General features: G+C 68.4%; 9 protein-coding genes. 8 read left to right on the top strand and 1 reads right to left on the bottom strand.

Annotated features, from left to right (window positions below; translation table 11 throughout):
• Positions 1-34 precede the first annotated feature (34 nt).
• From AC3A3Q_RS05075 to AC3A3Q_RS05045, 7 genes are all read left to right on the top strand, one after another.
• Positions 35-910, top strand: a complete 876-nt coding sequence (locus AC3A3Q_RS05075) for a CHAD domain-containing protein (RefSeq protein ID WP_487585185.1) — start codon at positions 35-37, stop codon at positions 908-910.
• Positions 911-1,082: 172 nt separating this feature from the next.
• Complete coding sequence (locus AC3A3Q_RS05070) at positions 1,083-2,270, top strand: DesA family fatty acid desaturase (protein ID WP_487585184.1); 1,188 nt, start codon at positions 1,083-1,085, stop codon at positions 2,268-2,270.
• 44 nt (positions 2,271-2,314) lie between these two features.
• Positions 2,315-2,662, top strand: a complete 348-nt coding sequence (locus AC3A3Q_RS05065) for an EF-hand domain-containing protein (protein WP_487585183.1) — start codon at positions 2,315-2,317, stop codon at positions 2,660-2,662.
• A gap of 106 nt (positions 2,663-2,768) precedes the next feature.
• The gene (locus tag AC3A3Q_RS05060) at positions 2,769-3,854 is read left to right on the top strand and encodes a sensor histidine kinase (protein WP_487585182.1); all 1,086 of its coding nucleotides are present in this window, start codon (positions 2,769-2,771) and stop codon (positions 3,852-3,854) included.
• Positions 3,855-3,862: 8 nt separating this feature from the next.
• Positions 3,863-4,726 carry a LytR/AlgR family response regulator transcription factor gene (locus tag AC3A3Q_RS05055; RefSeq protein ID WP_487585181.1) on the top strand — a complete coding sequence of 288 codons (864 nt, stop codon included), beginning with the start codon at positions 3,863-3,865 and terminating at the stop codon, positions 4,724-4,726.
• Positions 4,727-4,946: 220 nt separating this feature from the next.
• On the top strand, positions 4,947-8,045 hold the full coding sequence (locus tag AC3A3Q_RS05050) for an efflux RND transporter permease subunit (RefSeq protein WP_487585180.1): 3,099 nt from the start codon (positions 4,947-4,949) through the stop codon (positions 8,043-8,045).
• A 26-nt stretch (positions 8,046-8,071) separates the two neighbouring features.
• Positions 8,072-9,166: an efflux RND transporter periplasmic adaptor subunit gene (locus tag AC3A3Q_RS05045; protein WP_487585179.1), complete on the top strand. Its 1,095-nt coding sequence runs from the start codon at positions 8,072-8,074 to the stop codon at positions 9,164-9,166.
• A 57-nt stretch (positions 9,167-9,223) separates the two neighbouring features.
• On the opposite strand, the gene AC3A3Q_RS05040 is transcribed toward AC3A3Q_RS05045, so the two are convergent.
• Entirely contained in the window at positions 9,224-9,952 is a 729-nt protein-coding gene (locus tag AC3A3Q_RS05040) for a ThuA domain-containing protein (protein ID WP_487585178.1), read from the bottom strand.
• A 152-nt stretch (positions 9,953-10,104) separates the two neighbouring features.
• Here AC3A3Q_RS05040 and AC3A3Q_RS05035 point away from each other — a divergent pair, with 152 nt between their 5' ends.
• Positions 10,105-12,465, top strand: a complete 2,361-nt coding sequence (locus tag AC3A3Q_RS05035; RefSeq protein WP_487585177.1) for a Tex family protein — start codon at positions 10,105-10,107, stop codon at positions 12,463-12,465.
• Positions 12,466-12,677: the final 212 nt, after the last annotated feature.

Raw genomic sequence — 12,677 nt, 5'->3', positions numbered from 1 at the left:
GAGTGGGGTCCCGTCACGCGGGGGGCAAGGCCGCATGGGCACGAGCGCGGATCCGTCCAGCATTGCCGACGGCCTCAAGGCCGCCGCCGCTCCCGTGTTGCCGTTGCCCTCGCCGGGTCCGGCCCTGCGCGACTACGTGCTGGCCGAGCTGGACGCCGCCCTGCAGGCACTGGGCCAGCCCGGCGACGATATCCACGAAGGCATCCACCGTGCCCGCAAAGGCCTGCGCCGCGTGCGCGCGACCCTGGCGCTGGGCGACGGCATCCTCGGCCCGGGTGTCACCCTGATCGATCGCGAGATCAAGCACCTCAACACCGGCTTGTCCGGCCTGCGCGACGCGCATGCCCTGGTGGAGACGCTGGAGCGGATGCACAAACGCGCGCGCAAGGACGACACGCGGCAGCTGTTCGACCAGGCGCGGGCCGATGCCGTCGCCGCCCGCACGGCCATCAGCGAAGTGGAGTTGTCGATGGACCCGGCCCTGGGCCAACGCCGCGGCCTGATCGAGGTGCTGGCGGCGGCCGTGCCAGCGCTCGACTGGAAGCGCCTGACTCCATCGGCGGCGCGGATGGCGCTGGCCGACAGCGACGACCGCAGTCAGGCCGCACGCGAGATCGCCCTGCGCAAGGGACGCGACAGCGACTGGCACCGCTGGCGCCGTCGCGCGCGTCGCGCCTCGCAGCAACGGCGCGCGCTGGAAGCGGTGGGCGTGAACGTTTCGGCGAGCGAGCCTGAGGTCTTCGACAAACGCACCACCGAGCGCCTGGGCGAGGCGCAGGACCTGAACCTGTTGCTGGACCATTGCGGCAAGGGATCCCCGTTCAGCAAGGAGCACCGGCGCGCCCTTCGCGCCTACGCCGAACCGGCGCTGGCGCGGTTGCGCAAGCGGATTTCGACCGTTCGTCGCTGATCTGGTCGCTGACTGGCGGGTCGACCTTGCGGGTCGATGTGAACGACCCCATCACATCTTCCGCCCATACCGGCGCGCAGGGTGCTCCCGGACTGGCATGATCAGCGACAGGACCGCGCGTGTTTGCCGGTCTGACTGTGCGATCCAGTTGTGCGTTTCGGGAGTTATTTCAATGTTCGTTTCATCCCTGCTCGATTTCCTTGCCGGCGGCATCCTCCAGGCCAGTTGGGTCGAGTTGCTCGTCTATCTGCTGGTCGTCACCCAGCTGACCATCTTCTCGGTCACGCTCTACCTGCACCGCTCGATGGCGCATCGCTCCGTCGACTTCCATCCGGTGCTGGCGCATTTCTTCCGCTTCTGGACGTGGCTGACCACCTCGATGATCACGCGCGAGTGGGCGGCGATCCATCGCAAGCACCACGCCAAGTGCGAGACCGAGGAAGACCCGCACAGCCCGCAGTTCAAGGGCATCGACACGGTGATGTGGCGTGGCGTCGAGCTGTACCGCGAAGCGCGCGGCCAGCGCGACGACATCGAGAAGTACGGCAAGGGCTGCCCGGACGACTGGATCGAGCGCAACCTCTACACCCGCCACGCGACGATGGGTCCGGTGGTGCTGCTGTTCGCCAGCTTCGCCCTGTTCGGCTTCGCCGGCGTCGCCGTATGGGCGATCCAGATGCTGTGGATCCCGTTCTGGGCCGCGGGCGTGGTCAACGGCCTGGGTCACTGGTGGGGCTACCGCAATTTCGAAACCACCGACACCGCGACCAACCTGACCCCGTGGGGTTTCTGGATCGGCGGCGAAGAGCTGCACAACAACCACCATGCCTTCCCGAGCTCGGCCAAGTTCGCGCTGCGCAAGTTCGAGTTCGACATCGGCTGGAGCGCGATCAAGCTGCTCGAGTCGGTCGGCCTGGCCAAGGTCCTGCGCGTCGCGCCGACTCTGGACGTGCGCCCGAACATCGCCATGCCCGACGGCGAGACGCTCAAGGCATTGCTCGCGATCCGCTTCCAGGCGATGACCGACTACTACCGCAACGTCACCCTGCCGGCGCTGCGCGAGGCCAAGTTCAAGCTGCCGCGCAGCCTGCGCCAGGGCCTGGCCGACGACGGCCGCTGGCTCGACGACGACAAGCGCGCCAAGCTGCAGGCCTGGCTCGCCGAGCGCCCGAGCATGGCCACGCTGGCGGACTTCCGTCAGCGCCTGGCGCAAGTGCTCGACGAGCGCTCGCACGACGCCCAGGCCACGCTGGCCAAGCTGCACGCGTGGTGCACCGAGGCCGAGGCCAGTGGCAACCAGGCACTGCAGGCATTTTCGGCGCGGCTGAAGGGCTACGCCCTCGCACCGGCACACGCCTGAGCACCTCGCGCGTGATGCCGCCGGTGTTGCGCAATGACACGCCCGTGCCGAAAGGTGCGGGCGTTTCTTTTGCGCTGCTGCTGGCGATGGTGCTGACGCCGGCAATGTCATCGGCGCAGGTGCAGGCAACAGGCGACTACCTGTCGCGCATGGACAGCGATGGCGACGGCCGCATTGCCCTGCCCGAGTACCAGGACTGGATGAGTTACGCCTTCACCCGCATGGATGTCGACGGCGACGGCGTGCTGGTCCCGGCCGAACTTCCCGGCGGCCGCGGCAAGCCGGTCAGCCTGGCCGAGCACCGGCAGACGCTGGCGATCACCTTCGGCCGCCAGGACCGCAATCGCGACGGCTACCTGGACGCACGCGAGCTGGCGTCGCCACCGCAGTAATCGCACCCAAGCGGCGAACCGTGCCTCCCCTGCGCCGAGCCGTTGCCAGCCCCCCACCCGCGCAGGCGTAGCATCTGGGTCCTGTACCGTCAGACCCGCTGCGCCCATGGCCATCGCTGCATCGCACCCGCTCGACCTGCCACGCCAGCACCTGTTCTGGCTGCTCCACCTGGGCGGCTGGATCGCCTATTTCTCGCTGGGCTACCTGTCCGCGATCGCCCACGGCAAGCCATCGGGCTACTGGATCGTGCCGCTCACCGCGGCCGCCACCGGCGCGATCGCCACGCTCGGCCTGCGCTACCTGCTGCGCGCCTGCTGGGGCCTGCCGCCGCGGCGGCTGATGATGGTGATGGTGCTGCCCATCCTCGCCAGCTCGGCGGTGATGGACCTGACCACGCGCACGGTGCTGGTCGAGTTCTGCGACACCTGCGTCCCGGCCAACCGCGCCGCCTACGTCGCCTACGCGCTGAGTTACATCTACGTCGTGCTCGCCTGGGTCGGCCTGTACCTGGGCGTGAAGTACTACGGCCAGCTGCAGGACGAAACCCGGCGCGCTCTGGCGGCGCGCACCATGGCCCACCAGGCGCAGCTGAAGATGCTGCGCTACCAGCTCAACCCGCATTTCCTCTTCAACACGCTCAACGCGATCTCCACGCTGATCCTCGACCGCGACAACGCCACCGCCAATCGCATGGTGCAGGGCCTGTCGGCATTCCTTCGCCACTCGCTCGACAACGATCCGATGCAGCGCGTGACGCTGCGCCAGGAGCTCGATGCGCTGACGCTGTACCTGGACATCGAGAAGATCCGCTTCGCCGAGCGCCTGCGCATCGAGACCGCCATCGACGAGGACTGCTGGCGCGCGCTGCTGCCCAGCCTGCTGCTGCAGCCGCTGGTCGAGAACGCCATCAAGTACGCGGTGGCCAAGCAGATCGCCGGCGGCCTGCTGCGCATCGAGGCCGAGCGCGAAGGCGCGCAGCTGGTGCTGCGCGTGATCGACGACGGCCCGGGCTGTGATTCCCTGGAAGGCGGCCAACTGCCGGCGGGCAAGGGCGTGGGCCTGCGCAACACACGCGAGCGCCTGAGCGTGCTCTACGGCGAAGCCAGCGGTTTCGGCGTGCGCAACCGCGAGCGCGGCATCGAGGTCACGCTGCGACTGCCGTTCGAAACCTCCCAGACGATCGGTGAGTGAGAGTGAGCATGGACCGCGCTAGAAACGGCCACAACGGAAACGGCGCGCATCACGTGGCCGAGGCGACGACGAAGCTGCGCGCGATCGTGGTTGACGACGAACCGCTGGCGCGACGTGGCCTGGAGATCCGCCTCGCCGATCACGCCGACATCGAACTCGTTGGCCAGTACGGCGACGGCGCGGCGGCGATCGCAGGACTGCGCGAGCACCGCCCGGACCTGATGTTCCTCGACGTGCAGATGCCCGGCATGGATGGTTTCGAGACGCTGCGCAGCATCCCCGCGGTGGAGATGCCGCTGGTCGTGTTCGTCACCGCCTACGACCACTACGCCATCCGCGCGTTCGAAGCCTCCGCCACCGACTACCTGCTCAAGCCCGTCGACGACGCCCGCCTGCACCAGGCGCTGGCCAAGGTCAGGCAGGCGCATTCGCAACGCGAAGCCAGCGGTCACTGCGCCCATCTGCTGGGCCTGCTGAGCGAACTCAGCGGGCACCCGATGCTCGATCTGGACGAGGCGCTGAAGCCGGATGCGCTCGAACAGCTGCGGCGCGAAGACAAGCTCGCCGTGCGCGATGGCGGGCGCACAGTGCGCGTCGACCTCGGCAGCATCCGCTGGATCGACGCGGCCGGCGACTACATGTGCATCCACACCGACAGCGAAACGCTGGTGCTGCGCGCGACCATGCGCGACCTCGAGAAGCAGCTGGACCCGCAACGCTTCCCGCGCATCCACCGCTCGACGATAGTCAACGCCCGTCGCGTGGTCGAAATGCGCCCGCACACCAACGGCGAAGGCTACCTGCGCCTGGACTGCGGGCAGGAGCTGAAGCTGTCGCGCAGCCATCGCGACAAGCTCGATTTGCTGCTGTAGGAGCGAGCTCGCTCGCGACCAGCCGATCCGTAGCGGTGCCCATTCACGTCGCCCGTGGCAAGAAGCGGGCCACATTTGCCACCTCCGTGCCGCCAAAACGCTTCAGCGCGCCCCAACCACCATTCAACGCAAAGTCTGCGGCCGCGTGACTTACGGGCCATCTGCGCGGTAACCGCCGCGGCGCATCGTGCGCTCCGCACTCCCCCCGCGGATCACGCCGATGAAACTCACCGACGCCTCGCTACGAAACCCCGCTGCCGTCGCGGTGATCGTGGCCATGGTCTGCGCATTCGGGCTGATGAGCCTGTTCAAGCTGCCTTTGCAGCTGTTCCCCGACATCGAGCGCCCGCAGATGTCGGTGCAGACCAGCTGGCGCGCGGCCTCGCCGCAGGAAATGGAATCGGAGATCGTCGAGCCGATCGAGGCGGTGATGCAGGGCCTGCCCGGACTCGAGGAGATCGAGTCCAACGTCAACGCCGGCAACAGCTTCATCAACCTGACCTTCGCCGTCGGCGCCGACATGGACGCGATGCTGGTGGAAGTTCTGTCGCGGATGAACCGCCTGCAGCCGCTGCCGCGCGATGCCACGCCGCCGGTGGTGCAGAGCGGTGCCGACAACGCCAACAACTCACTCACCTACTTCTTCGTGCAGAAACTGCCGGGCACGCCCGGCGACATCCTCGATTTCCGGCAGATGATCGAGGACCGCATCGTGCCGAAGCTGTCGGCGGTCGAAGGCGTGGCCGGCGTGGAGATCAACGGCGGTGCGCCGGAAGAGCTGACCATCAGCCTCAATTTGGAACGCGCCGCGGCAATGGGCATCCAGATTCCGGAAGTGGCCGCCGTGGCCGCGCGCGCCACCGACGTGTCCGGCGGCGTGGTCGAGGCCGGTCGTCGCGAGTACGTGCTGCGCTTCGCCGGACGCTACTCGCCCGAAGCGATGGGCAACCTGATCCTGGCCTGGCGCGACGGCCGCCCGGTGCGCCTGGCCGATGTCGCCAAGGTCGAGGTCAAGCGGCCCGAGCAGCGCTTCTTCGCCTACCAGAACGGCAATCCCGCGATCGGCCTGCGCATCATCCGCGAGACCGGCGCGAACGTGCTGGACACGCTAGATGAAGTGAAGCGTGTTGTTGCGGACGTCCGCGAGAAGGACCTGCGTCCGCTTGGCCTCGACATCGCCCAGAGCTTCGACGCCTCCGTCTTCATCAACCGCGCGATCAGCCTGCTCTCGGGCAGCCTGTTCGCCGGCGTGCTGCTGGCGGTGGGCTGCCTGTGGTGGTTCCTGCGCGACGTCCGCGCCACCGCGCTGATCGCCTGCGCCATTCCCATTTCGCTGCTGGCTACCTTCATCGTCCTGCAGCTCACTGGCCGCAGCCTCAACGTGATCTCGCTGGCGGGCCTGGCCTTCGCGGTCGGCATGGTCATGGACGCGGCCGTCGTCGTCGCCGAGAACATCGTGCGCCTGCGCGAGGAAGGCATGCCCGGGCGCCAGGCCGCGCTCGAAGGCACGCGCCAGGTCGCCGTCGCACTGGTGGCGTCCACGATCACCACGGTCGCGGTGTTCGTGCCGGTCATCTTTATGGAAGACGTCGAAGGGCAGCTGTTCGCCGACCTCGCCTTGACCATCTCCATCGCGGTCGGCATTTCGTTGCTGGTTGCGGTGACCGTACTGCCGGCCGCCGCGGGCAGCTGGCTGCGCGAACGCAAGGACGCCCGCGAACAACACCGTGCATGGTCGCGCGTCAGCGACTGGGCGATGCGCGTGACCGCCGGTCGCCAGCGCCAGCTGGCCTGGGTCGGTGGCCTCGTGCTCGCGCCGGCGCTGTTGGCGGCGGTGCTGATGCCGAAGATCGACTACCTGCCGCCGGTGAAGCGTGCCGCCGTCGATGCGATCTTCAACTTCCCGCCCGGCATGGGCCCGGAGCGCGTCGACCGCGAGATCGCACCGAGCGTGCTCGAGCGCATGCGTCCGTACATGGACGGCGAGAAGGGCCCGCAACTGAGCAACTGGTACCTGCTGCTGTGGCCCGGCGGCGGCACGATCGGTGCGCGCGTGGTCGACCCGGACGACATCGGCGAACTCGAGCGCATCGTCCGCGACGAGGTGGTAGTCGGATTCCCGGATACCCGCGCCTTCGCCAGCGAAGGCGAGTTGTTCGGCAGCTTCGGCGGCTCGGCGCGAGCGATCGCGATCCACCTGCAGCACGCCGACGGCGACGCCCTCACGCGCGCCGCCGAGGCCGGCCGCAAGTTGCTGGCCGAACGTTTCCCCGGTGCCAACGTGCAGGCATGGCCCAGCGCCGATGCCGGCACGCCGGAGCTGCGCATCAATCCCGATGACCGCCGCCTCGCCGAAGTCGGCTGGCGCCGTCCGGAACTGGGCACCGTCGTGCGCACGCTCGGCGATGGCCAATGGCTGGGCGAACACTTCGACGGCGACCGGCGGCTGGCGATCATCCTGCGCACCGACCGCGACAGCAGCATCTCGCGCCTGGGCGCCGCGCCGCTGGCGACGCCGCAGGGCGGCGTGCTCAGCCTGGCCGAGCTGGCCAAGGTCGACACCGTGCTTGCCCCCAATCAGTTGCGCCGCATCGACCGCCGTCGCACGGTGACGCTGACCATCGATCCGCCGGCGGCGATGTCGCTGCAGGAAGCGCTCGACATCGTCGATGCCGATGTCGTCCCCGCGCTTCGCAAATCGCTGCCGGCCGATGCCGAGATCCGCGTCTCCGGCAGCGCCGACCGTCTCGGTGAAGTGGTGCGCAGCATGGGCATCAACTTCGCGATGGCGCTGGTGGTGCTGTTCATGCTGATGGCGGCGATGTTCCGCTCGGTGCGCGACAGCGCGTTCGTCATGGCGACCTTGCCGATGGCGGTGCTCGGCGGCGTGCTCGGCCTGCGCGTGCTCGATCTGGCCGTGGGGCAGACGCTCGACCTGCTGTCGATGATCGGTTTCATCATGCTGCTGGGCATGGTGATCAACAACGCGATCCTGCTGGTCGCGCAGACGCGCGATGCGCAGGCCGCCGGCGCCACGCTCGACGCCGCCCTGCACCAGGCGCTCGACCAGCGCTTGCGGCCGATCCTGATCGGCGCGCTGACCGGCGTGCTCGGCGCACTGCCGATGGCGATCAATCCCGGTCCTGGCGCGGTGATCTACCGTGGCCTCGCCGCGGTGTCGGTCGGCGGCGTCGCACTGAGCCTGGTCTTCCTGGTGGTGTTGATTCCCGCGCTGCTGCGACTGGCCGACTCGCGTCGCCAGGCCGCGACGGCTGTCGACGGCATCAACGCCATGCCTGTTCCGCAAACCTCCCCCTGAATGCCACTCCTCCCCCGGAGATCGTCATGCGCACCCTGCACAAAACCCTGATTGCCGCGGCGCTGGCCGTGGTCCTGACCGTCCCGCTGCTTGACCTGGATGCCGGCGCCAGCGCACCTCCCCCCGAGGCGCCGCCCGCGATCGTCAGCGTGGCCGCCGCGGTCAGTACCGAGCTGGCGCCGCGGCACTGGGCCCCGGGCAGCGTGATCAGCCGCCAGGACGCCCACGTGGCCAGCGAACAGGACGGCCGCGTGATCCAGGTCGCCGAGGTCGGGCAGAACGTGCGCGCCGGCGAGCCCATCGCCGTGCTCGACGACACCGCGCTGCGCCTGAGCGAGCGCCAGGGGCAGGCCGACCTCGCGCGCATCCAGGCGCAGCTCGACATGGCCACGCGCCAGGAGCAGCGCTATGCGTTGCTGGCGCAGCAGCAGAACATCGCCCGCGCCCAGCACGAACAGCTGCAGGCCGACCGCGAAATGCTGGTGCAGGAACGCGCCCGCGCCCAGGCGCTGCTCGAACAGACCCGCCACCAGCGCACGCAGATGCTGGTGCGCGCGCCGTTCGACGGTGTCGTCGCCGAGCGCGAAGTGGAGCTTGGCGAGTTCGTGAACACCGGTGATGCGGTGGCACGCGTCGTCGACACCGCGGAGCAGGAAGTTCGCGTGCGCGCTCCGGTCGACCTTGCCCGCCATCTCTCCGTCGGTACGCCGGTGCAGGTGCGCGTGGGCGACAGCGAGCGCGGGCATCCGGTGAGCGCGCTGGTTCCGGTCGGTGACGAAGCCTCGCGGCAGCTGGAGCTGCGCATCAAGATGGATGCGAGCGAGTTCCCGGTCGGCACCGCGGTGGAAGTGGGCATGCCGAGCGCGGCCAGGCGCGCGGTCGTGGCGGTTCCCCGTGATGCGGTGATCCTGCGCCGCGAGGGCGACTTCGTCCTGCGCGTGGGCGGCGACAACAAGGCAGAGCGACTGCCGGTGAAGACCGGCACCGAAGTTGGCGACCTCGTCGAGGTCAGCGGCAACGTCAAAGCGGGCGATCGCCTGATCGTGCGCGGCGGCGAGCGCGTCGAACCCGGCCAGTCGGTGACGATCCAGGACCTGTCGCGGGCGGTGTCGGTCCGCTAGCCACGCAAGTTCGCCCTGGCCCGCAACTAGCGTGTTCGTTGCCGAACGCGGAGCGCATCAGCAGTCGTCTGATTTCCCCGTCGCGTAACGCAGGCCGGCCCGAAGCTGCTGCAGGAAGTTCGCGTCGGTGTAAACGGCCTCGTCATGGCCCAAGCCGGTATACCAGCTGCGCCCGCCTTCAAAGGCGTGGCACCAGCTGATCGGGTGGTCCGTGCCCATCGTGCCGCCTTCGTACAACGACTCGTCGACCGTGGCGATCACGCGCACTTGGTCGCGCGGATTGCGGTCGTAGTTGTAGATCTCGTCGGTGATCGGCCAGGTCTTGCCCTTGCGCCTGCCGTCCAGCTCCGGCCGCACCAGCGTGGCCTGCAGGCCTTTCGGGTGCGACTTGAACCAGGCGCCGACCAGCTGCCCATACCAGGGCCAGTCGTGTTCGGTATCCGCGGCCGAGTGCACGCCGACAAAGCCGCCGCCACTTTGCATGAAGGCCTGCAGCGCCAGCTTCTGATCGGAATCGAGGATGTCGCCGGTGGTGCTGGCGAACACAACCACCTTGTAGCGCGCCAGGTTGGCGGCGTTGAAGTCCGCCGCATTCTCGCTGTGGTCGACGGCGAGGCCTTCTGCGCCCGCCAGCTGCTGCAGCGTGGCCACCGCAGTCGGAATCGACGTATGCCGCCATCCGGTGGTCTTTGTGAACACCAGTGCCCGCTCCGGCGTCGCGGCGGACGCGAAACCGGCAAGCAGCAAGATGGACGTGCACAGCCAGGCAAGGGTAAGTCGGCGCATTCGCGGATCATGCCATGCCGACCCGGCGCATCTGAACAGGGCAGAGAGGGCGCACGCACTCCAGCGACGCCGTGTCAACGGGTTACGCGCCAGCGCCCGCATTGCGACAATCGCCTTCTCCCCGGCATTCCGGGTTTTCACGATTGGATGCAATGCAGGACCACAAGCAAGTCGCCGCCCAAGTCGCGGGCAAGATCGCCCGCCTGATTGCCGAGGAAATCGGCGCCCTGACGCAACAGGCCCAGTCCGCCATCGCGCTGCTCGACGAAGGCGCGACCGTGCCGTTCATCGCGCGCTACCGCAAGGAAGTCACCGGCGGCCTCGACGACACCCAGCTGCGCAACCTCGAAACGCGCCTGACCTACCTGCGCGAACTCGAGGACCGCCGCGCCGCGGTGCTGGCCAGCATCGAGGAGCAGGGCAAGCTGAGCGACGAACTGCGCGGCGAGATCGAGGCGGCCGACAGCAAGTCGCGCCTGGAAGACCTCTACCTGCCATACAAGCCCAAGCGCCGCACCAAGGCGCAGATCGCGCGGGAAGCCGGCTTGGAGCCGCTCGCCGATGGCCTGCTGGCCGATCCGACGCAGGTGCCTGAAGAATTCGCCGCCGGCTTCGTCGACGCCGAAAAGGGCGTGGCCGACGTCAAGGCCGCGCTCGACGGCGCACGCGCGATCCTGATGGAACGCTGGGGCGAAGACGCGGCACTGGTCGGTGAACTGCGCGGCTGGCTGCACGAAGTCGGCGTGATCCGCGCCAAGGTCGCCGAGGGCAAGGAGCTGGCCGGCGAGAAGTTCCGCGACTACTTCGACCATGCCGAACCGCTGGCGAAGATTCCTTCGCACCGTCTGCTCGCGCTGTTCCGCGGCCGTCGCGAAGAGTTCCTGTTCCTCGACCTCGACCCGGGCACCGATGCCGCGGCCGGTCATCTGCAGGCAGAAGGCCGCGTCGCCGTGCACGCCGGCATCAAGGCGCAGGGCCGCCCCGCCGACAAGTGGCTGCTCGATTGCTGCCGCCTGACCTGGAAGGCCAAGCTGCACCTGCACCTGCTGCTCGACCTGTTCGCGCAGGCACGCGAGAAGGCCGAAGCCGAAGCCATCGATGTCTTCGGCGACAACCTCAAGGACCTGATGCTCGCCGCACCGGCCGGCGCCAAGGCCGTGCTCGGCCTCGACCCGGGCCTGCGCACCGGTGTCAAAGTTGCCGTGGTCGACCGCACCGGCAAGTTCGTCGACCACGCGACGATCTACCCGCACGAGCCCAAGCGCCAGTGGGACCAGTCGCTGGCGTTGCTGCGCCAGCTGTGCATCAAGCACCAGGTCGAACTGATCGCGATCGGCAACGGCACTGCATCGCGCGAGACCGACAAGCTCGCTGGTGACCTGATCAAGCTCGCACCGACGCTGTCGATGCAGAAGATCGTGGTCAGCGAAGCCGGCGCGTCGGTGTACTCGGCCTCCGAGTTCGCGGCCAAGGAGTTCCCCAACCTCGACGTATCGATCCGCGGCGCGGTGTCGATTGCACGACGCCTGCAGGATCCGCTGGCCGAGCTGGTCAAGATCGAGCCCAAGGCCATTGGCGTGGGCCAGTACCAGCACGACGTCGACCAGTTCCGCCTGGCGCGCACGCTTGATGCGCGCGTGGAGGACTGCGTGAACGCCGTCGGCGTCGATGTCAACACCGCCTCGGCGGCACTGCTCACGCGCGTGTCCGGCCTGTCGTCGACGGTGGCCGAGAACATCGTCGTCTACCGGGACAGCAACGGTGCCTTCAAGAGCCGCAAGGAGCTGCTGAAGGTGCCGCGCCTGGGCGACAAGACGTTCGAACAGTGCGCAGGCTTCCTGCGCATCAGCGACGGCGACCAGCCGCTGGATGCCTCCTCGGTGCACCCGGAGGCCTATCCGGTGGTCGAGCGCATCCTCAAGCAGTGCGGTCGCGAAGTGAAGCAGGTCATCGGCGATGCCTCCCTGCTGCGCGGGCTCAAGCCCGAGCAGTTCACCGACGAACGTTTCGGCGTGCCGACCGTGCGCGACATCCTCAAGGAACTCGAGAAGCCCGGCCGCGACCCGCGCCCCGAGTTCAAGGCCGCGCGCTTCGCCGACGGCGTGGAGGACATCAAGGACCTGCGCGAAGGCATGATCCTGGAAGGCGTGGTCAGCAACGTCGCTGCATTCGGCGCGTTCGTCGACATCGGCGTGCACCAGGACGGCCTGATCCACATCTCGGCGCTGTCGGACAAGTACGTCAAGGATCCGCGCGAAGTGGTGAAGGCCGGCGACATCGTCAAGGTGAAGGTGCTGGAGGTCGACGTCGCCCGCAAGCGCATCGCGCTGACGCGCCGCCTCGACGACAGCGCCCCGGCACCGCGTGGCCCGCGCGAGGATCGCGACGCGCGGCCGAATGCGAACCGTGGCGGTGGTCGCGATGGCGGCCGTGGTGCGCCGATGCCGAAGCAGGTGCCAGCACCGGCGAACAACGCACTGGCGGCAGCGTTCGCCCGCGCCAAGAAGAGCTAAGAGCCCGTCATTCCCGCGAAGGCGGGAACCCAGCGCCTTCGCCCGAGTGCCCGTCATTCCCGCGAAGGCGGGAACCCAAGGACGTCGCTCTTCCGACTTTGGCGAAAAGCAAGATGGATCCCGGCGTTCGCCGGGATGACGGTGACAGGTCTGATGCGGTGCGGGCCTGGATCCCGGCGTCAGCCGGGATGACGGCTCCCACAAACAACAAC

The sequence above is a fragment of the Lysobacter sp. Soil_C_59 genome (assembly GCF_057656415.1).
The sequence above is the reverse complement of the archived record's forward strand: the minus strand, read 5'-3'. Positions and strand labels throughout refer to the sequence as shown.

Excerpts from the sequence above, each read along its gene's own strand:
- AC3A3Q_RS05035 (WP_487585177.1), top strand. The coding sequence starts at position 10,105 with ATGCAGGACCACAAGCAAGTCGCCGCCCAAGTCGCGGGCAAGATCGCC.
- AC3A3Q_RS05040 (WP_487585178.1), bottom strand. The coding sequence starts at position 9,952 with ATGCGCCGACTTACCCTTGCCTGGCTGTGCACGTCCATCTTGCTGCTT.
- AC3A3Q_RS05045 (WP_487585179.1), top strand. The coding sequence starts at position 8,072 with ATGCGCACCCTGCACAAAACCCTGATTGCCGCGGCGCTGGCCGTGGTC.
- AC3A3Q_RS05070 (WP_487585184.1), top strand. The coding sequence starts at position 1,083 with ATGTTCGTTTCATCCCTGCTCGATTTCCTTGCCGGCGGCATCCTCCAG.
- AC3A3Q_RS05060 (WP_487585182.1), top strand. The coding sequence starts at position 2,769 with ATGGCCATCGCTGCATCGCACCCGCTCGACCTGCCACGCCAGCACCTG.
- AC3A3Q_RS05055 (WP_487585181.1), top strand. The coding sequence starts at position 3,863 with ATGGACCGCGCTAGAAACGGCCACAACGGAAACGGCGCGCATCACGTG.
- AC3A3Q_RS05075 (WP_487585185.1), top strand. The coding sequence starts at position 35 with ATGGGCACGAGCGCGGATCCGTCCAGCATTGCCGACGGCCTCAAGGCC.
- AC3A3Q_RS05050 (WP_487585180.1), top strand. The coding sequence starts at position 4,947 with ATGAAACTCACCGACGCCTCGCTACGAAACCCCGCTGCCGTCGCGGTG.